This is a genomic window from Nostoc sp. (assembly GCF_036917135.1).
Taxonomy (GTDB): Bacteria; Cyanobacteriota; Cyanobacteriia; order Cyanobacteriales; family Nostocaceae; genus Nostoc.
Map to the genome: position 1 here is coordinate 15205 of NZ_JBALEA010000077.1, position 21785 is coordinate 36989.

Here is a 21785-nt window from a genome sequence, read left to right on the forward strand (position 1 = left end):
CAATGAGAATATAACTTTATTTTAATTATGATTAAAGTCGCTCTCTTACATTTTTGTTTTGAAGACTACACCATTGAATTAGCAAACAGTCTAGTTAAATATGTTGATTTAACGCTTATTCATCCAGAAAAAATCTCACATAACTGTAGCAATGTCCTTGATTCAAGTATCCGCGTCATTAGCTTTAAAAAACCACGGATTCGTGACCCCCGCAACCTATTGTCTATGGTCACTATGATGAATATCATCAAAGACATACAGCCAGATGTTTTACATGTACAAGAAACTAACGATCCTTGGTACGATTGGACTTTGTTACTCAATAAGATGCCACCATTGGTGACAACTATCCACGATGTATTCCGTCACCCAGGGGATAACATCACTGCATTTGGTTCAGAGTATACTAGACGTATTGGCTTCTACCGTTCCCAACAATTGATTGTCCATACTCAACAACTAAAAAATATTCTAATTGAACAATTTCGTATATCTCAAGAGCAAGTCAATGTTTTACCTCATGGGGAACTTGGTAGTTTGTATCGGCGTCGAGTTAATCAGAATATTCAAGCCCGTGAGCCATATACATTGCTATTTTTTGGACGCATATTGCCCTATAAGGGATTGAAATATTTGCTTGAAGCTATGCCCTTAATTGCTGAATGTATACCTGAAGTCAAGCTCATTATTGCTGGAAGGGGAGAAAGCGTAAGGCAGTATTTTCCTAATGGTTATGATGAAAAACGCTATGAGATTATCAACGACTTTATTCCCACTGAAGAAGTAGGTAATCTATTTCAACGCAGCACAGTAACAGTTCTACCATACATCGAAGCCTCTCAAAGTGGTGTAGCAGCTTTGTCTTATGGAATGGGAACCCTGGTTGTAGCTTCTGAGGTAGGGGGATTGAGTGAGATAGTTCAGCATAAAAAAGATGGGTTGCTAGTTCCACCCTGTGATGCTCGAACCCTAGCTGATGCGATAATTTGTTTGTTAAGCGATCGCAGTTTGCAACAACGGATGCAAACTGCGGCACTGGCTCGTTGTCAGCAAGATTTAAATTGGTCAAATATTGCGGCTCAAACTGTAGAAGTTTATCAAAAAACCATAAAAACGAGAAATTAATACAATTTAACTCACTACTTTGGCATTTAAAAAACATCATAATTACAAATCCAAGAAATAAACTATTTGCCAAAATAAACTTAGACTAACAACCACGAATGCCTGACTTGCTGAATCTATTTTCTATATGTACACATAATGATACATATTATAAAAAATGAGGAAAATTTTAGTTTCTGCCGAACTAATACTTGCGTTCACTTGCTTGATGCTCTATTCAGGAACTCCATTAGACCCTTTTCTGACAGATGGCTTTACTGTAAAAGAGGGTGATAGAACTATATTTAGATTACTTTATACTATTACCTATATAGTGAGCCTTTCATTGATTGCTCTACGCTGGAAGAAGGCTACTTACGTTTTTAGCAAAGATAAGTCTACTTGGGCATTGATTGGAGTTTGTGCGCTTTCTAGTTTTTGGTCTTCAGATCCAGACACTACTGTACGTCGGGTTATTGCTCTGTTAGGGACAAGTATTTTTGGACTTTATTTAGCTTCACGCTACACCTTAAAGGAGCAACTAAAGCTCTGTGCATGTATGCTTGGCATCTCAGCAGTAATGTGTTTCTTGTTTGCTATACTCCTACCACACTATGGTATGAATGATAGTTCTTGGCGAGGAATATACCCAACCAAAAATGTTCTTGGCAAGACATTTGTACTTGGTGCAGCAATATTTTTCTTCCTTGCTATGACTACTAAAGAAAATCGGTGGGTTTCATGGCTTGGCTATCTTACTTCTGGAGTACTTGTCTTATTATCGAAATCAACAACATCTGTAGGTAATTTGATAATCATTACAGCAGCGTTTCTTATATATTATCGAATATTAAATTTAAAGTATCAAGTAATGATACCTATTTTGACGTTCCTGTCAACCATTGGCATAGCTTTTTATGCCTGGTTTATCTCAGAAGCTGATACAATTTTAGGCTCAGTAGGTAAAGACACAACGCTCACTGGACGTTCGGAATTATGGCCTGTTGTGTTACAGATGATTGCGAAAAAACCGTGGTTAGGATATGGCTATAAAGCTTTCTGGACAGAGGGGAATAGTGAGTATTCTATTGTTTTACAAGCGGTACAATGGGATGTTCCTAATGCTCACAATGGTTTTCTGGATCTCTGGCTAGCGCTGGGTATACTAGGAATCTTGGTTTTTATAATTGGATTCGTTATTAATTTCTTAAGGGCTATATATTTAATCAGGTGGAATGGAAAATCTGAAAATGTATGGCTTTTAGTTTATTTTACCTTTACTATCCTTTCAAATCTAACTGAAACTTCATTGTTAGAGCAAAATAATCTTGAATGGGTACTTTATGTATCAGCAGTATTATCAAGTAAACTTTCTACACGTGCAAATTTGTGAAATATAGAATCAATAGATTTCCTGTATATTGTGGAAAAGATGCAAGCCAACTAAAAAAAGGCAAGCATAGGTTTGACTCTTGTAAATTTAAACGATAAATTTTGATTCTTCTACTGGTATATTAATCAAAATAGACCAATTGTTGAAAAAGTACAGCTTATGTATCGAACTAATACTCTGAAAATTATCATGTTAGGTCCTAGCTTACTCCAGCAGGGTGGTATTTCTGGTTACGAGAAACTTTTTTTGGAGTATGCTCCTTCTGAAGTACAAATATCTCACATTATTACTCACGAAGAAGGAGCCATAGCACTCAAAATCATGGTGTTTTTGAAAGCTGTGGCGAAGTTTCTGTCGATGTTAATAATGGAAGAAGTTGATATTGTTCAACTTGAAATTTCACAGCGTGGCAGTGTTTTACGACAAGCAATTATGACATTTTTAGCTTGGTTATTTCGCAAGCCAATAGTTATACATGCTCATGGTAGTCAATTTCATCTTTTTTACGCTGGGCTTGCTAATTGGATACAGAAGCTGCTAAGTTGGGTATTTTGCAAGTGTCAACGGTTAATTGTATTATCCGAAAGCTGGAAAAGCTTCTATATAGAAAATCTTGGTCTGAAGCCCGAACAAGTTGTAGTTTTTTATAATCCAGTAAAAATTCCTGCCGAAGTTCCACATCGTTCAGTCTCCATCAAAGTGAACTTACTTTTTCTAGGTCGAATTGGTGAACGCAAAGGAGCATTTGATTTGATCAAAGCCTTTTCTCTTTTGCCTACTGAATGTAAAACTAGATCAAATATTATTATGGCAGGAGATGGAGATATAGAAAAAGCACGTAATTTAATTACGAATTTGAATTTAGAAGATTATATAAAATTGCCTGGCTGGATCGGGTCAGATGAACGTGATATTCTTCTAAGTCAAGCAGATGTTTTTGTCTTACCCTCTTACAACGAAGGTCTTCCATTAGCAATGCTAGAAGCAATGGCTTGGGAGTTACCAGTCATAGTTACACCAGTAGGAGGTATACCTGAGATAGTTACTCAATCTGAAAATGGATTAATCGTTAATCAAGGTAGTGTTCAGCAGTTATCAGATGCTATTAAGTCTTTGATTGAAAATGAGGCTTTGAGGCTTTCTCTAGGAACGAAGGCTAGAACAAGTGTTTTTCCTCTAGATATAAAAAATCATTGGGTTTCTTTCCTTGATTTATATCGTTCAGTCTTAAATAGAGATGATAATGTGAGTGTAAACAGCCAATAACTAGAAGACTGTAAGCTATGAAGATGCAGATATGTACCTTATTAACCCCACACCAGGTATGACTAGAAGTTACCCAATGAAGGTAGATTTTAGAATTGACAAGTGAGTGTTTTACTAAACTAATTAAAAATTGGGATTATGATGGCATCACCGAAGAAAGTACTAATTATCGTTGAAAATCTGCCAGTTCCGTTTGATCGGCGGGTATGGATGGAAGCAACTACTTTACAAAAAGCTGGGTATGAAGTTAGCGTCATTTCACCGACAGGTAATGGTTTTGAAAAAGACTATGAAGTTATTGAGCAGATTCACATCTACCGTCATCCTCTACCACCGGAAGAAAGTTCAGTCATTGGCTATCTCCGAGAGTACAGTTGGGCTATTAACTGGCAATTTCGTCTAGCTCAAAGGGTATGGCGAGAGCGTGGTTTTGATGTTATACATATTTGTAATCCGCCAGATTTACTTTTCTTAGTAGCAGGATGGTTTAAATTATTTCATGGCAGATGGGTTATCTTTGATCATCATGACCTGAGTCCGGAGATGTATGAAGCTAAGTATCAACGGCGCGATATTTTTTATCATGGATTACGCTGGGCTGAACGCTTGACCTATGCCACAGCAGACATAGTAATTTCAACGAACGAGTCACACCGAGAAGTCGCTCTTAAGCGTGGGCACAAGAAAGCAGAGAAGGTTTTTGTAGTTCGTAGTGCGCCTGACCTTTCGCGCTTCCACCGAATGCCCCCGAACCCTAATTACCGTAGAGGTAGAAACTATTTGATCGGGTATATGGGTGTCATGGGGGAACCAGAGGGAATCGATTATCTTCTGAGAATGGTATATTACATTGTCAAGAAAAAAAATCGCTCTGATATTCACTTTATGCTAATTGGTAGTGGACCTGCGGCTGAAAAACTCAAGGCATTATCTAAAGAGTTAGAAGTGACTGAGTTCGTGGAATTTACAGGGTTTAAGCAAGGGGAAGAACTTCTAGAGCGGCTTTCAAGTTGCGACGTCTGTGTAGAACCCTCTCCAACATCTGCTTATAACGAAAACTGCACCATGAATAAAATCCTCGAATACATGGCGATGGGAAAAGCAATTGTCCAGTTTGATTTGCGAGAGGGAAGACGTTCTGCACAGGAGGCATCTCTTTATGCCAAGCCTAATGATGAGGTCGAATTTGCGGAGAAAATTTTGGAGCTTCTAGATGCTCCTGAACGTAGAGAAAAGATAGGAGCCGAGGGGCGACGCAGAATGGAGGAGATCCTTGAGTGGCAATATCAAGCTCCGAAACTGTTAGAGGCTTATGATAAAATTTGGCAAAGCTAGTTAGCTACTTCAAATTTAAGAATCACTATTAAGTGAGTGCTAAAGTGTTCATTTATGCTATTGCAGTATAATTAGAACACCCTTAATTCACCTGGAATCCAAAAGATACCAAAGTTTTTGCTCAATAGAAGGAAATAGAACACTGTGGTAGAATTGTGCCCAAATGTGAACTAAATTTGTAACTTATATTGTAAAATCATATCAGTCTTGCTTGTCAATTGTACTGGTTTGTGAGTGATCTAAGTCAATTTTTAGTTTTTTGCTTAAAACATATACTTTTGAAGATTTATGTCAGAAAAATCTATGGAATCTAGAGAATCTATTGATTTAGACCTTAGTCGTTACTTATTGATATTGAAACGATGGTGGCTACCTGCTACCAGTATATTTGCAGCTACAGTTATCCTCAGTGTGATAGCTGTACAATTCATGAAGCCATCCTATGAAGCCGAAGGAAAACTGTTATTTAGAATTCCTTCTTTTAAACTAGTAGGATCTGAACTTTTACCTACTAACAGTGAAGCACAAGATGCAGGAGATTTAAAATCCCTGCTAGCAACTCAAAATCCTATAAACACTCAAGTAGAAGTTATTTCCTCACCTACTTTATTGCAGAAAACAATAGACAAAGTAGGACTTAAAGATAATGAAGGTAAACCTCTAGAAGTAGAAAAGCTACGAAAACTTCTGATCGTGAAAATTGTTAGTGGCACAGATGTAGTACGAATTAGCTATACCAGCCATGACCCCGAAGAAGCAGCGGCAGTGGTTAACACAATAATGAATTTGTATTTAGAAAATGATATTCTGACAAATCGCTCTGAGGCAGGAGCAACTCGTCAATTTATGGCCAAGCAACTTCCTAAAACTCAAGCTGCTGTTGATAATGCGGAAGTAGCACTACGTATATTTAAACAAAAGAATCAGATTGCAGATTTATCAGAGGAGACAAAAACAGCCGTTGCGACTATTGGAAATCTAGATAATGAGATGAATACTGTTAAGGCTCAGTTGGATGAGGTAAATGCCCAAACCAATGAACTGCGCCAAAAAGTAGAGCTAAATTCTCAGGAAGCGATGGCAGTGAGTGCCCTCAGTCAGTCACCTGCCGTACAGGGAGTTCTGACACAACTTCAAGACACTGACAGGCAGTTAGCGGTTGAGCGCAGCCGTTTCCTAGATGACAACCCCGTAGTCATGAACCTAGAAGCAAAAAAAGCTAATTTAAAATCTCTCCTGCAACAGCAAATTGGTCAAACTGTTGGCAATCAAACACAGGTTTCAGAGAACCTATTGCAGATTGGACAACTAAGACAAAGCCTGATACAAAGTTTTCTGCAGTCAGAAATACAGCGCTTTGGCTTAACTAAAAGACTTTCCTCTCTGTATAATTCACGTTACAACTACGAAAAGCGGGTGAAACTCATACCACAACTGGCACAAAATCAGCGTGAGTTAGAACGGAAAGTTGACGTTGCAGAATCGACATATCAAACTTTATTAAAAAAGGTTCAAGAATTACAGTTAGCGGAGAATACAAATACAGCGAGTTCCCGAATTATTGCTCAGGCTTCAGTGCCCAAAGATCCAGTATTGCTCAAGAAAATTATCGTTTTGGTGTTAGGAGTAATGCTCGGTTTATTTTTAGCCACCACAACTGTTCTCTTTCTCGGACTGAGAGATACATCTCTAAAAACACTTAAAGAAGTCAGAGATGTATTTAAATATACTTTGCTAGGAATTGTTCCTTTGTCCATTAAAGCCAAGCCTCGCTCCCGTTATTCCAGTCTAGAATCAACGACTCAAGTAATTGCTGTTAGAGATACGCCTTACTCTTTGACTAGCGAAATGTACCGAATGATTCAAGCCAATCTGAAATTCCTGAGTTCAGATAAAGCGCTCAAAACTATTGTGGTAACTAGTGCAGTTCCGAAAGAAGGCAAGTCTACAGTTTCAGCTAATTTGGCAGCTGCGATCGCTCAACTAGGACGTCAAGTTTTACTAATTGATGCAGATATGCGAATTCCTTCTCAGCATGAACTCTGGCAACTAAGTAATGGAGTTGGTTTGAGTGAGGTTCTTGTAGGTCAGGTTGAATTTAACATTGCTGTATCTAAAGTAATGGATAATCTTGATGTCTTAACTGCTGGAGATAGACCTATCAACCCACTTGCTTTGCTTGACTCAAAACGGATGGCATCATTAATTGAAAACTTCTCATCTCAACATAACTATGATTTTGTAATTATTGATGCTCCTCCCCTCCTTTTGGCAGCCGATGCTTTGGCTTTAAGCCAAATGACTGATGGGATTTTGTTAGTAGCCCGACCTGGCGTAATTGATTCTAACAGTGCTAAGGCTGCTCAAGAGATGTTAGAGAAATCTAATTACAACGTCTTAGGTTTAGTTGTGAATGGAATCATTCATAAAAATGAATCTAGTAGTTATTTATATCATGATCACGAGTATTTTAAACCAAGGGAGTTAAGAAAAGAGCTTAAGGGACTGGCAAAAAAATAAACCCTCCAAAGTTTAGGGACTACTTGAAGAGATATCAATAAACCATTTACTCCAGAAAAGACATTATCGCACAAGCATCTAGGTAATTGGTTTATCCAAAATCCAAGGGTTTAAGACCCCTACATATATATGTAGAATCAGTTTAAGTCGGGGTAATCCCCGACTTAAATGTATTTAATTTTGAATTGTTAATATCTGTTATGGGAAAACGTAACTTTTATTTTTAGATAGCAATTAACATTATCAGATTCGGAATGTGGGTTACAAGAATGGGTTGTAGACAAAAACTCTATATAAATCATTATTTTGCCATACAACCCGATACAATACTATTAACTCACCTTTACCAATCTTCGTAAATTGGCGAAGGTCATTTTTAACTAATTTTGCATTTCGTATGCCCCTCTATCGATTCCTGAAGCAGAAAAACGAGGGTTGCCTAGAAAATCGGTTTTCAAATTATTTGACATATAATTCGACTTATAACCACTATCGATTGCCCGACTCGTGCGCTTCAGTCTAAAGTCACCAATCGAGGCATTAATAAACTGTGGATCTGCCATAATATCGTTAGGTCCAACAACATTTACACTATAACCATTGTTGTTGTAGAGGTTGTAGTTAAAAGTAACGTTGGTACTTTTATTCTTCAGGTTTATAGGTTTGTTAGGCGCAGAATAAAGGATGTTATTGACAACCTGAATATCAGCTGAATAATTACTCATGATTTGCCCGTACAGAATTCCCGCAGTCTGGTTATTCAGATAAGTTGTGTTGTTGATAATATCAACATGATCACTTTCATAGGTATGAATGCCCGAACCACCATTTTTATATGAGATATTGTCAGCAATCAAAGTACGTCCTTGATACGCATTCAATGTCGAACCAGGCGCATTATTTCTTGAACGATCAACAATTATACCATTACCGTCTTGGTACTTTCCGTTCTGAATCCAGGGAACTAACATTTGATTGTTGTAGACCTCGTTTCTGGTCACAAAATTCTTGTACTTCTGGCTGTTGCCATTGTCAGAATTCCAATTGTTGAGGAGTGAAATGCCACTAGAGCCAAAGACTGAGTACCAGGAATTATTAAACACTTTGTTATTATCCAATGTCAGATAGTCCGATTCAATCGCTGAAATGCCTCCCCCTCCACAATCGTGTACCTTGTTGTTGAGAATACGTATATGGTGAGAGCGAAGATTGTTATCTGCATCTATGGTTATGCCGTTTCCATTCGTCAGTGGGTTTTTTCTGTTCTTCTTCTCACTCAGCGCATAATCACGGGTTATATGCCTATTGTTCCCTACAACCTCCAGCCCATTGACCTCAATATATGACGCTCCATTGTGAATCCAAATTCCATGCCATCCATTGTGCTTAAGTTGCGGCTTATGTCCAGGATATGCTTTATACCTAATCCATCCATTTGCAGTTCCAGAGCGTTTAATATCTAGTACCGTTCCAACTGGGCTTGCATTATTGTATACTCCGTCCATAATAAGTACGGTGTCCCCAGGGTTGGTAAGATTTGCTGCCCTTTGAATTGTCCTAAAGGGGGATGAGGTAGATAGTCCGCGATTTTTGTCGTTTCCGATACCACTAACATAATATGTTGTCGCAGTTGAAACCTGGCTGATTAGCTTGCGGCTAGGTAGTGGTATTTCTTGAACAGTGGATAACTGACGAACATCTTTAACTAAAGAATCTGTTATTCTCTGTCCTTGAACCAGACCTGTTAATACCCAGGGAAGTACAAGAGATGCGCTCAAACTAAGAAAACCGAAACCATGAATCATCATAGGGAAAAAATAGGGTATGTTGCAAAAACTTAATTGTCAACAGTCAGTAACTCTAGCCTTAGTTCGTAACTCAGTATTGGATACGGTGGTGTGACTGCCCTTTGTAAGTTTATACACGGTTTTTTAGGTTTACACCTGCGGATTTTCGCGTAAATATGACTGAAATGCCTTTTTAGCTTGTGTTCCAAAAAATGGAAAATATCTAGTAAAAGCACTGAAAAAAAATTATCAGTATCCAGAGTTACCCCATTAATGGAGATCAAGCAACCGTACAAATGGCCTCATTTTCAATTCGACATCATTTTACTGTGTATAGGCGGTGTATGTGGTTAAGATAGTATATCTGTCATCAATAAGTTAATTTACTTAAATAATTCTTATGATAATAAGAATCACTACATCACAAAAAATCAGGCAGAGACTAGCTTTTATTGTCTCCACCTTCTAAAATATTCTCATTATCGCAATAAATCTGAGTACTACAACAAGGTTTGCAAAAGCCTATTAATGCACATTAAGAATTTTTAGTAAGAGATTTAGAGTCAAAAGCATTTGTAAATAAGTAGTGTTACTTAAAAAGTTTATAAAAATAGCGGATAGAAAACACAATTTTATAGGAAGCGATGCCTTCTCTGCGTTCGCGCAGCGTGTCGCAGACAGACGCTACGTGTAGCTGGCTTTTCTGTAAGAGTGCGACTCTAGGCTTGATATTTAAACGTATCATTTACTCTTGCTCTGGAAAGGCAGTATAAGAGTTAATTTAATACTCCCATTCTGAGTCTGTAGTTGTTTTCTATAGCAATCTAAATTAAATCGTGAGAAAATATGGAGATCAGCTTGTCAGCTTTTTTATCTCTTACGAATAATTTAGGATTGCTATATTATCCCTTAACTATTGAACTTTGATTCAAGGATAGTGCAGTTTTAGGGACAAAGAGGGTTGACCAACGCCCCCCAATTTGCATCTATCTCTTAAACTATTTGAACAAGTTGAAAAGACTAAAGATAACACCTAGAGGTCCAGTTAAAGTGCCTGTGGTATCACCAATTGTAGCTAAACTAGATCGATTGACTACCACAACATCATTATTACGGAGTATGGGATTAGTTTGCTCATTAATCCCAGCAGAGAAATCAATTTTTACTACACGTTTAGTGACAGAACCATTAGGGTTGAGGCGAATCAAATCAACTGCCTTACTACTAGCTCTGGCATCATTAAATCCGCCAGCAGCAAGTATAGCTTGATTTAAAGAGCTATTCGGCTGAACCTGTGTTAACCCTGGTTTTTTAACTTCACCGACCACACCAATTTGAATGTATGTAGGAGACAAAGTAGTGGTAGCTAATTGAGTAGCTTCTGCGGGGTTGATTTCAGTTGCCGTGGGAATAACAATTGTATCTCCGTCTTGTACGATGATGTCTTGATTGGCGTCACCACTCTGCAATAGTTGCCAAAGATTAATATCTATAGCCTGTTCTGAGCCATTTCTTGTAGGTCGGCGTAGTCTGAGATTACGAACATCAGCCTGTCCTGTAATTCCGCCAGCTAGTTGAATTACCCGCGTCACATTTGGTAGACCAGTAGGACTGGCAGTGCCACTGTTAGTGGTTGCGCCTGCCTGAGCCTGAGCATCTGTGTTGCCTGGGGTGACAAGATAGGAACCCGGACGGTTAACTTCACCAATAATTGTTACTGTGCGGGGTGTGGTTTGGCTGGCGGCAAAGTTAGCTGCAAATATATTGCGGGATTCTGCTACGTTGAAGTTGGTTGCAGTTGGCACAACTATAGTGTCTCCATCCCGCAAGGTAATATCCTGTGATAACCTGCCTGTTTGGATGAGCTCCTTCAAATTGACGGTGACGGTTTGCTCTGAAGATGGTCCTATTTTACGCCGTAATTGAACTTGAGTCACATCCGCAGCTAAAGTCACTCCCTGCGCTGTTGTTAATGCGGCTAATACAGTGGGGTATTGTACGCCTGGATTGTTGCCGGCTCCTCCGCTCAAGCTGAGAGTATAAGCTCCGGGACGTGTCACTTCTCCAGCAACGAAAATGTTGATGGGACGAGGCGATAGAAGATTTACTGAGATTAAGGGGCGTTTGAGGAAGCGAGCATATCTTCTAGCAATTTCATCAGAAGCCTGTTCAGTTGTTAAACCGAGGACTGACACACTGCCAATTAAAGGTAGGTTGATTGCTCCACCTGGGGGAACTTGGTATTCACCCGTATATTCGGGTACTTCAAATACATTTACACGGATGAGATCCCCGCCTCCTAATGAATAATTAGTATTTAATTGTGTTTGTGTCGTTGGTGATTGTGTCGTTGGTGGTAATGGTTGTCCCTGAGCTAGACTGACAGATGACACGGCGGTATTGACACCAGTTAAGAAAGCCACACCTACAACTGGCTGAATTAGGAATTTAGACAAACTTTTGTTAAGCATATTTACCTGAGACTCTGAAACTACGATCAATAAAGTACTGTCTAAACATTCTTCTTTTGACTATACCTAAGTATTCAAGTTCCCCGACACTCTTATTTTCCTAGAAAACTGTGGTTTTCGGGAGGAAATTTGTTTATTGTATTTAAATTTTTAATGAAGTTAACTTAAAGTTAACGCTGCTTGAATAGAGCAATGCTTAAAAAGTAAAGGACTTACGCAAATAAATGCAGTTTATACAATAAATTGTATTTTATCTAAATCAAGTACTTATGAATAAAATTTTATTGCCAAAGTTAATTTGATGACATTTAAACTAGAGATATGAGAGAAAATGAGGTAGGCACAATACCCTTCTGCTAACGGAGACGCTAGGCGAATGGTAAGCCTTCGGCTACATTAATTTTGCGTACCAAGGATTTCGGGCAATGCATAATTAATTTCTGAAGTCTACTGTGATTTTAAATACGCGACGAGTAAGCTAATCGGCATTCAAGTCGCATAATTAGGGCGATCATGTTGCCCATCCCACAAGATATTGAGAAAATTTTAATATGCAAGTTAAATGTGTTTTATATTAGTAAGAGACTAACAAAATTAGGAACAACTTTATTGACTAATTACAAATAACTTTAAAAAAGGCCAGAATTTTATTTTTTGTGGGTTTGTTTGAGCAAAGATAACTCAAAAAGGTAGAAATTTTGGTTTTTCTTCTTCAAGGCAAGGGACAATTTAGCATTTGGCAACAAGACTAATTAAGGGAGTTATTTTTTATTTGTGATTTGTTCCATAAAAAATTCTTCTAGGGAATGACGCGATAAGTTCATAGCAATAATTTTACCCTCCATGAGACGAAGACTGGCAAGAAAATCATAGTAATCATTTTGTAGTGTACCTTGCCAGGAACCATCAGGTTCAAATCTGAGAGTGGGTATCCATTTTTGGAGAATTTCCCAATCACCACCTTGACCTTTGACGTGATATGTGTTTGTTCCGCCTAAGAGTTCATTGAGGGAACCAGAGCAAATTAATTCACCTTGAGCGAGGATGGCAATGCGATCGCAAATTTGTTCTACTTCACTAAGAATATGGCTGTTGAAAAAAATCGTCTTACCGGCGGCTTTGAGCGCCAGAATAATTTCCCGCATTTGATAGCGTCCCACCGGATCAAGCCCGGACATCGGTTCATCTAGAAAAACCAAATCTGGCTCGTTAATTAACGCCTGTGCCATACCAACACGCTGTAGCATTCCTTTAGAATAGCGGCGCAGCAGCTTTTTACGGGCATCGGCTTGGGATAAACCCACTAATTCCAGCAGTTGGGGAATGCGTTGGCGTTGGACACTTTGGGGAATTTGGAATAGCCCAGCAGCTAGCTGCAAAAACTCCCAACCAGTGAGATAGTCATACAAATAGGGATTTTCCGGCAGATAGCCGATATGTTGCTTAACACTGCGATCGCCTATTGGCTTACCCAACAAAGATCCCCGTCCAGATGTGGGATGAATAATTCCCAGCAATAATTTTAAAAGAGTGGTTTTACCAGCACCGTTTGGCCCTAGCAACCCAAAGGTTTCGCCTTTGTAAACCGTTAAAGAACAGTTTTTGAGAGATACGACTTTTTGATTTAGCCAAAAACCGGTGCGATAGACTTTTCGCAACTCAGAAGTTAGGACTACTGGCGGAGTGTCGGTTGTATTAAGTTGAGAATCAGGGTCATCTGCAACAGACTTCATCTCGGTTAAATCACTATTTACCAGCTTGATGTTAATTAGAAGTTACCCGGTAGGCTGATAATAACCATCAACTGCTGGTGTGTCAATTATCGGGTACTGGTTACTGGGTACTGGGAGAGTAGGAGAGAAGTGGCAGAAAGTCTTTCCCCTCCGCACCTCTGCCTCTTTTCAATGCCCGATGCCCAACTCCTTTCATAGAACACCCTTAGAACTGGGAATTAGACCAGCACGACGGGGGTCAATTTCCACCGCCAGCCGAGTTGCCCTTGCAAAGGCTTTAAATGTCGCTTCAATGATGTGATGGGAATTAATACCATCCAGTTGTCGGATGTGCAGTGTCATTTGGCTATGGTTCACCAAAGCCACAAAGAATTCTCGCACTAACTGGGTATCATAGGTTCCTACCCTCTGAGTAGGAATTTGCAAGCCGTAGCTGAGGTGAGGACGTCCAGAAAAGTCTAGCGCCACCTGAACTAACGCTTCATCTAGTGGTGCAAGAAAATTACCGAAGCGGACAATACCTTTTCTCTCGCCTAGTGCTTGGTTGAAAGCTTGCCCTAAGGTAATGCCTACATCTTCGTTGGTGTGATGGTCATCAATTTCCCAGTCTCCCTTGGCTTGGACATCTATATCAATCAGCCCGTGGGAGGCAATTTGATGCAACATGTGATCCAAAAACGGAATGCCTGTTGCTGCTGTGCAAGTTCCTCTACCATCGAGGTTGATGGTGACTTGCACACTAGTTTCACCAGTGGTGCGGTGAACAGTGGCAATCCGAGGGGTTTGAGTTAAGCGATCGGAGTTTGAATTAATTTGGCTGATTTGCATAGGGAATGGAAAGAGTTAAAAGTTATGAGTTATGAGTTATGAGTTAAAAATTTATAACTCTTAACTCCTCACTCCTAACTCCTAACTTTATCGCGTCACATTCCCATAATTTCATATCCTGCATCTACATACAGAATTTGTCCGGTAATGCCACTGGATAATTCACTACACAGGAAAGCCGCAGCGTTGCCAACTTCTAGCTGAGTAACAGTGCGTCGTAGGGGAGCTACTTCTTCTACATGATGAATCATATCCAAAATCCCACCCACTGCTGAAGATGCCAAAGTGCGGATTGGGCCTGCGGAGATGGCATTGACGCGGATGTTTTGTGGCCCTAGTTCAGCAGCCAGGTAACGCACACTCATTTCTAACCCCGCCTTGGCAATTCCCATAACGTTATAGTTGGGGATTGCTCTGACACCACCTAAATATGTCAGGGTGACGATACTACCTCCCTCTGTCATCAAAGGTTTGGCTGCACCACTTAACTGCACTAGTGAATAGGTACTGATTTCTAAGGCCGTATTGAAGCCAGAACGAGAGGTTTGGCTAAAATCTCCAGTTAAATCGTCTTTGCTGGCAAAGGCCAGACAATGGATCAGGATATCTAGCTTTCCCCACTGATCGCGGATTGTCTCAAAGGTAGATTGAATTTGTTCGTCATTTTGGACATTACAGGGAAGAAATAAGCTGGGGTTAAGGGGTTCTACCAATTCCGCGACTTTTTTCTCCATCTTGCCGCGTTCATCCGGCAGGTAGGTAATACCGAGGTTTGCTCCGGCTTTGTGCAGCTGTTGGGCGATGCCCCAGGCGATCGAGCGGTTATTGGCAATACCTGTAACAAGGGCATTTTTTCCGGTCAAATTTAGCATAAAAATTGTTAATGCGATCGATCATTAGGAGCATACTAGAATCTGACGCACGTTTTGTCTTTGTTTTATAGAGAATTTGCAAAAATGAATATTGCTAAGGGTGTTTGCTGCGTGTAAAAATCTTGATTTTTCATAAAGATATTCTGAAGATATCTTTATTTGTTCTTCAAAAAACCTTTTGAATACAGCTATTGGAACTACTTATCAACAATTAGTAGCTGAAAGGATCAACAATTATGTATCATTATAAACAAAGAGTTATGAAGAGATTAGTTGGAGTATAGGAAAGTACAGAAAGGTTGAGGGTGCTTTATTCATTTTTCGGGTGTATTCTTAGGTAATCAGTTTTTGTTTTTCCGGCATTGGGTAGGGGAAGGGAGATGATCGTGACACAAGATAAAGCCCTAGCAAATGTTTTTCGTCAGATGGCGACCGGGGCGTTTCCGCCAGTTGTGGAAACGTTTGAACGCAATAAAACGATCTTTTTTCCTGGCGATCCTGCCGAACGAGTTTATTTTCTTTTGAAAGGTGCTGTTAAACTTTCCAGGGTGTACGAGGCAGGAGAGGAAATAACGGTAGCGTTGCTGCGGGAAAATAGTGTTTTTGGTGTATTGTCATTGCTGACAGGAAATAAGTCGGATCGGTTTTACCATGCGGTTGCATTTACTCCTGCGGAATTACTGTCAGCACCAATTGAACAGGTGGAGGTAGCGCTCAAGGAAAATCCTGAATTATCAATGTTAATGCTGCGAGGTCTGTCTTCGCGCATTTTACAAACAGAGATGATGATTGAAACTCTCGCTCACCGAGATATGGGTTCTAGGTTGGTGAGTTTTTTGTTAATTCTTTGTCGAGATTTTGGCGTTCCTTGTGCAGATGGGATCACTATTGATTTGAAGTTATCTCATCAAGCGATCGCAGAGGCAATTGGTTCAACTCGTGTTACTGTTACTAGGCTACTGGGAGATTTACGTGAAAAAAAGATGATTTCTATCCACAAAAAGAAGATTACTGTGCATAAACCTGTTACCTTAAGTAGGCAATTCACATAAAAACAATTGGAAAAAGGGGAATCGGCGCGTGTTGTGTTTTGAAAAATCACACTAATAGCTAGAGGGAAATCTAAAATTGAGTAATTTCAGCTATTGCCAATTTCCACTTCTTTCCAGACAATGCTTAAAAGTAGTAGGCTGTATCTGGAAGGATTTCGGTAGCTAAAGATGACCACCGGATACATCCTCATCGCTGCAATTTTAATTCTGGGAGGCGTGATAGCCACCGTGGGCGATCGCATCGGCACACGAGTTGGCAAAGCCCGCCTCTCACTTTTTAAGCTTCGTCCAAAAAACACCGCCGTCGTAGTAACAATTTTTACGGGTGGTTTGATTTCAGCATCAACACTAGGGATTTTATTCGCTGCTGACGAAGGCTTGCGAAAGGGAGTCTTTGAGTTAGAAGATATTCAAACAGACCTCAGACAGAAGCGGGAACAGCTAAAAACCGCAGAAACTCAGAAAAGTCAAGTAGAGGGTGAGCTAAGTCAGGCAAGAATTGCTCAAACAAAGGCACAACAAGACTTGCAAGCAATTAATCAATCTTTGCAGGCAGTGAATGCCAAACAGAGGCAAACACAAGCCCAGTTGAATCGCACCATTAGTCAACAAGCCCAAACCCAAACTCAACTCCAACGCACTCAAGGGCATCTAGAACAAGTTGTAACTCAGTATCAGAAAGCCATCGCTGAATTGCAGAGCGTTTACGACCAGAGAAAGGAGTTACAAGCGGCAGTTGAATTACTGAAGACAGAACGCCAACGACTGTATGTAGAAGCGAAAAAAGCCATTGACGAAGCCAAAACAGCCATTGAAAAACGCGATCGCGAACTTGCTAACCGTCAACAAGCCATAGAACAACGCGATCAAAAAATCGCCCAACTGGATCAACTAATTCAAAAGCGGAATGTAGAAATTACATCGCGGGAGCAAGTCATTGCCACACGGGAATCGCGTCTCAAAGAGTTGGAAGTACAACAAGAGCAACTAGAACTGGAAGTTGCCAGGCTGGAAAAATATTATCAATCTTACCGCGATCTGCGTCTAGGTAAGCTGGCCTTAGTTCGCGGTCAAGTTCTGTCTGCTGCTGTAATTCGTGTTACCAAACCGACTGCTGCTCGTCAGGCGGTGGTACAACTTTTACAAGAAGCCAATCGGAATGCTAACCTCGAATTAAGCGAACCTGGGGCAAATCCCGCCAATGTAGAACTCCTGCGCGTTACCCAGGATAGAGTTGAGCAATTGAGCAAGCAGATTGGCGATGGCCAAGAATATGTACTGCGAATTTTCTCAGCTGGTAATTACGTCAGGGGAGAAAAGCAGATAGAATTTTTCACCGATATAGCGCGGAATCAACTGGTTTTTTCGGGAGGCGCGGTGCTGGCTACAACTACTACTGATTCCAAAACTATGACATCCTATCAGTTACAGCAGCGCCTAGAAATACTGATTTCCGCTTCTCAATTTCGGGCCCGAAATGCCGGAATTGTCGAAAATGTCCAAGTAGAAGGGACTTTTCTCCGCTTTGTCACCCAATTAAGACAGTATAATCAACCCTTGGAGATCAAAGCGATCGCAGCAGAGGACACTTATACAGCCGGTCCATTGAGAGTAAAATTAGTAGCAATAGTCAACGGACAAATTATTTTTAGTACTTAAATATGACTCAAGTCAAAACCTTACAAGTAACCTTCGATAAATTTATCGAGTGGCTACCAGAAAACTCTCTTAGTAGCTACGAACTACACGATGGGGTAATTGTCGAGATGCCAAAACCGACTGGGAAGCATTCAATTGTGACTGGTTTTCTCATAGAAGAATTAGTCCTAACCATCATCCAAATGTCTAAGCGGGGTATTTGGACAATTCCCAGAGAATCGATTGTCAAGCCTACCAATGAAAAATCTGGCTATGAGCCGGACATTATTGTTTTAGATCAAGACGTTATAAGTAGCGAACCTCGTTGGGAGCGTGAGTCAATCATTGAGAATGCTATGAGCGTAAAATTGATTGTTGAAGTTGTCAGCACTAACTGGCGTGACGATTATCACAAGAAGCTTGCTGACTATGAGGAAATGGGTATTCCTGAATACTGGATTGTGGACTATGAAGCACGTGGTGGGCGAGGGTTGATTGGCAACCCCAAGCAGCCGACTATCTCTGTCTACCAGTTGATTGAGGATGAGTATCAAGTTAGCCAGTTTCGGCAAGGTTCGCGCATTCTGTCCCCAACGTTCACAGAGTTGAATTTGACAGCTGACCAAATTTTTCTCTTGGGGAGCAGAGAATAAACGGATTGACATACTCCCCCCTTCATTTATATCCCCGGTTGGAAACACCCTTGCTCTGGGCATCACGACTCGTAAAATTTTATTAGTAAGATTCAAACATATTGAACAGCAGCCAAAATAGTTGCTGTGATTGCATTTAATCCTAAAATATGCTATGCGAACATTTTTAGTTTTGAATTTATTATGAATTTCCGTGAATTTTCACCAACGCAACCAGTGATTTTGGGGTTTGATCCAGGTCGAGATAAGTGTGGTGTAGCGGTGATGGGACTGGATCGGCAACTGTATTATCATCAGGTTGTGCTAGCAAAAGAGGCGATCGCTACCATTGAGATACTGCGTCAAAATTTTCCCATTTCCTTGATGGTTATGGGCGACCAAACTACAGCCAAGCAGTGGAGACAGCAATTATATCAGAAATTGACAGACCCCCTGAGTATTATTTTAGTGGATGAGCGGTACACAACCTTAGAAGCCCGCGATCGCTATTGGCAAATGTTCCCACCCAAAGGGCTAATAAAGCTATTACCAAAGGGTCTGCGACAGCCACCAAGACCGATAGATGACATTGTTGCCATCCTCTTAATCGAAAGATACTTAAATCGCCTCACAGAATCAGAAGTGAGGAGTGAGGAGTGAGGAGTTAATATCTTTATAACTCCAAATTCCTAACTTTTAACTCCTAACTCCTAACTTTTAAAGTTCCGCCCGAATAGTAAAAGCATAGTCTCCTCCAGGCTCTAGCTGGTAATCTTGTTGCTCCAAGAATCGACCAAGGGGTTCTTTGATTAAGGCGCGGCCTTGGGAAGGTTTGACAGCAAGTTCTCCCCGGCGAAAATGCCACTGGAAATGCCACTCAAACTCACCCGCATTCACTTCGCCTTCAAGGAAGCCGTGTTGCCAGGATTGGCGGGTAATTCTGACATGGGCAATGGTTTCTGGTAGACGTTTTGCACTCACAATGCTTTATGTCAAGTGTGGAATAACAGCCGCTCATATAGACTGGCTACTTATTTTATTTACCAAACATAGCTTAAATAGACAAACCGACAAAGTGGGTATTTGTAGTTGACTAAGTTGTGTTTATGAGTCGGACGACTTCAGGATGCTGAAGTTGCGGCTATAACCTGGGCGGATTTTATAACCCAATTTGGGGTTTATCAGATTTAGGGTGGAGATGTCAAGCGATCGCGCACAAAAAATTATAGGTTTCTGAACTTTTGATTTCTCCTCTGAGGGTGCTGAGGCACTGAGAGCGGGTAATTTTTTAGTTTCTCAGGAATGAGAGTATTCTAGAAACTGCATATCTGATGCTCTTTTCATCAGTATATTGTGGGTTAATTGGAATTTCCTCGCCAGATTTCAGCATAATTACAGCCCGATAAACCTTGGAGTTTTTATATTGCTGTTCTTGGATATCAAAACGCAGAATGCTTGCTAGTGGATGTTCGATAATTTGATTGCCACGCAAACTTTTCCGTTCGATAAATACCTTATCCATACTCTTATAGAAAGTGCAAGTAGTTGCAGGTGATGTGGCAAAATAAGCAGCGATCGGCATTACAAATAATATAAATAAACTTGATAAAAATAGATAATTTTGCTGATTTTGCTGCACTAATAGGGAAATTTGCTCAGAGTTGATAAAATTATTGATTTTTAAGACAATTTCCTCATCTTCTTGATAGCTAATATGCGATAGCAGGGCAAAATCTCCAAATGGAGTCACAATCATAACTTGATAGCTTTTGCTCCCTTTACTACCAGTCTTTGTCAGGATGTATGCTTCCTGGAGATCAAATATTTTGAATTTCTCCATACTTCCCAGCAAATTAAACCGCTTCAATTCACAGTTAATTTGGTTTGATGAAGGTCGAATGCAACTGAGACTAACTGAAGCATAATCAAAAACTAAGCAGTAAATCAAAAAGCTTAAAAACATAGTAAAAATACACCAGCCACTAAACCAATAGCTGAGTGGTCGATGCTTTAGCTGCAATCTGGTACGGGTTTCCTCTACAATTTTCATCGATACCTGTGTATAGAATACTTAACCCCTGAGTAGAGTATTCCCCTCGTCACCCATTTACCGATCACCAAGTCTGAGTACTAGGGAGGATTTATGATGAATGCCTAACTGATAGATAATTGGGACAGAAAGCTATAGCTAGAATCATGGAAACCAAACAGCTAGGAAAAACTGGTATCATTGTGAGTGCGATCGGTTTGGGTGGTATGCCTATGTCAATTTCTAATCGCCCTCCCGAATCGCAATCAATCGAAGTTATTCATCGTGCCCTCGATCTGGGCATTACATTTATTGACACTGCCGATTCTTACTGCAAAGATGAGTCAGAGAAGCATCACAATGAGCGGTTAATTCACAAGGCACTTAGTAGTTACAAAGGTGATGTTAGCCAAGTGATTGTGGCAACCAAGGGCGGGTTGATGCGTCCCAATGGCAGTTGGACAAGTAACGGCAACCCAGAACATTTACGCCAAACAATTCGCGTCAGTTTTGAAGCGTTGGGTGGTGCTAAACCCATCGATGTTTGGCAATACCATGCACCCGATAGTAATTACACCATTGAAGAATCTCTTGCACCAGTTAAAGAAGCAGTGGAGGCGGGTTTGATTCGGTTTGTGGGAGTTTCTAACTTTTCCGTTGAACAAATTAAGCGATCGCAGGATGTGCTAGATATTGTCTCAGTGCAGAATCAATACAGCCCTTGGCAACGACAGCCAGAAAATGATGGCGTGTTGAAATATTGCGAACAGCAAGGATTGAGCTTTTTGCCTTGGAGTCCCTTTGGTGGTAGCCGTCGCCATCAGGACTTGCAAGATATTTCTGCGATCGCTCAGTTAGCTAAAGAAAAAGGCGTGTCAGTGTATAATATCGTTTTGGCGTGGTTGCGTTCCAAGTCCCCCGCTATTTTGCCAATTCCTGGTGCTAGCAAGATTTCCAGCATTGAAGACTCAATACAAGCCATCAATGTGAAACTATCTGATCAAGAAGTGCAAAAAATTGATCGGGCAACTTAATTTCATCAGTTCGTAGTCTGTCCTGTCTTCGCTACAGCGCAAACTACGAACAATCTTTACCCATCAGTTATTCATTGATATACCAGAGTTA

At 40.3% G+C, this 21785-nt stretch carries 17 protein-coding genes; 10 read left to right on the forward strand and 7 right to left on the reverse strand.

Annotated elements, in window-relative coordinates:
• Positions 1–27: 27 nt before the first annotated feature.
• From V7K50_RS24575 to V7K50_RS24595, 5 genes are all read left to right on the forward strand, one after another.
• Positions 28–1125: a glycosyltransferase family 4 protein gene (locus V7K50_RS24575; protein WP_334964651.1), complete on the forward strand. Its 1098-nt coding sequence runs from the start codon at positions 28–30 to the stop codon at positions 1123–1125.
• Between the two features lie 157 nt (positions 1126–1282).
• Positions 1283–2497, forward strand: coding sequence for an O-antigen ligase family protein (locus V7K50_RS24580; protein ID WP_334964653.1), 1215 nt, complete (start codon positions 1283–1285; stop codon positions 2495–2497).
• A 189-nt stretch (positions 2498–2686) separates the two neighbouring features.
• Complete coding sequence (locus V7K50_RS24585) at positions 2687–3763, forward strand: glycosyltransferase family 4 protein (protein ID WP_334964655.1); 1077 nt, start codon at positions 2687–2689, stop codon at positions 3761–3763.
• Between the two features lie 138 nt (positions 3764–3901).
• Positions 3902–5098: a glycosyltransferase family 4 protein gene (locus V7K50_RS24590; RefSeq protein WP_334964657.1), complete on the forward strand. Its 1197-nt coding sequence runs from the start codon at positions 3902–3904 to the stop codon at positions 5096–5098.
• Between the two features lie 288 nt (positions 5099–5386).
• The gene (locus V7K50_RS24595; protein ID WP_334964659.1) at positions 5387–7618 is read left to right on the forward strand and encodes a GumC family protein; all 2232 of its coding nucleotides are present in this window, start codon (positions 5387–5389) and stop codon (positions 7616–7618) included.
• 380 nt (positions 7619–7998) lie between these two features.
• Here the strand turns inward: V7K50_RS24595 and V7K50_RS24600 are convergent, their stop codons facing one another.
• From V7K50_RS24600 to fabI, 5 genes are all read right to left on the reverse strand, one after another.
• Complete coding sequence (locus V7K50_RS24600; RefSeq protein ID WP_334964661.1) at positions 7999–9426, reverse strand: right-handed parallel beta-helix repeat-containing protein; 1428 nt, start codon at positions 9424–9426, stop codon at positions 7999–8001.
• A 977-nt stretch (positions 9427–10403) separates the two neighbouring features.
• Positions 10404–11876 (reverse strand): SLBB domain-containing protein, encoded by a 1473-nt coding sequence (locus tag V7K50_RS24605; protein ID WP_334964663.1) that lies wholly within the window; start codon positions 11874–11876, stop codon positions 10404–10406.
• 761 nt (positions 11877–12637) lie between these two features.
• Positions 12638–13609, reverse strand: a complete 972-nt coding sequence (locus V7K50_RS24610; RefSeq protein WP_334964665.1) for an ABC transporter ATP-binding protein — start codon at positions 13607–13609, stop codon at positions 12638–12640.
• 192 nt (positions 13610–13801) lie between these two features.
• Complete coding sequence (gene hisB / locus V7K50_RS24615; RefSeq protein ID WP_334964667.1) at positions 13802–14437, reverse strand: imidazoleglycerol-phosphate dehydratase HisB; 636 nt, start codon at positions 14435–14437, stop codon at positions 13802–13804.
• Positions 14438–14532: 95 nt separating this feature from the next.
• The gene (fabI, locus tag V7K50_RS24620) at positions 14533–15309 is read right to left on the reverse strand and encodes an enoyl-ACP reductase FabI (RefSeq protein ID WP_334964669.1); all 777 of its coding nucleotides are present in this window, start codon (positions 15307–15309) and stop codon (positions 14533–14535) included.
• A gap of 380 nt (positions 15310–15689) precedes the next feature.
• Between fabI and ntcA the strand changes: the two genes are divergently transcribed.
• From ntcA to V7K50_RS24640, 4 genes are all read left to right on the forward strand, one after another.
• Positions 15690–16361, forward strand: coding sequence for a global nitrogen regulator NtcA (gene ntcA, locus V7K50_RS24625; protein ID WP_322678644.1), 672 nt, complete (start codon positions 15690–15692; stop codon positions 16359–16361).
• 168 nt (positions 16362–16529) lie between these two features.
• The gene (locus tag V7K50_RS24630; protein ID WP_334964671.1) at positions 16530–18020 is read left to right on the forward strand and encodes a DUF3084 domain-containing protein; all 1491 of its coding nucleotides are present in this window, start codon (positions 16530–16532) and stop codon (positions 18018–18020) included.
• A 2-nt stretch (positions 18021–18022) separates the two neighbouring features.
• Positions 18023–18652: a Uma2 family endonuclease gene (locus V7K50_RS24635; RefSeq protein WP_334964673.1), complete on the forward strand. Its 630-nt coding sequence runs from the start codon at positions 18023–18025 to the stop codon at positions 18650–18652.
• A 183-nt stretch (positions 18653–18835) separates the two neighbouring features.
• On the forward strand, positions 18836–19291 hold the full coding sequence (locus tag V7K50_RS24640; RefSeq protein ID WP_334964675.1) for a pre-16S rRNA-processing nuclease YqgF: 456 nt from the start codon (positions 18836–18838) through the stop codon (positions 19289–19291).
• 57 nt (positions 19292–19348) lie between these two features.
• Here V7K50_RS24640 and V7K50_RS24645 read toward each other — a convergent pair whose 3' ends face one another.
• Positions 19349–19612, reverse strand: coding sequence for a DUF3146 family protein (locus tag V7K50_RS24645; protein WP_118171445.1), 264 nt, complete (start codon positions 19610–19612; stop codon positions 19349–19351).
• A 307-nt stretch (positions 19613–19919) separates the two neighbouring features.
• On the reverse strand, positions 19920–20681 hold the full coding sequence (locus tag V7K50_RS24650; protein WP_334964677.1) for a hypothetical protein: 762 nt from the start codon (positions 20679–20681) through the stop codon (positions 19920–19922).
• A 146-nt stretch (positions 20682–20827) separates the two neighbouring features.
• On the opposite strand from V7K50_RS24650, the gene V7K50_RS24655 reads away from it, so the two are divergent.
• Entirely contained in the window at positions 20828–21694 is an 867-nt protein-coding gene (locus V7K50_RS24655; protein WP_334964679.1) for an aldo/keto reductase, read from the forward strand.
• The last annotated feature ends 91 nt before the right edge of the window (positions 21695–21785 follow it).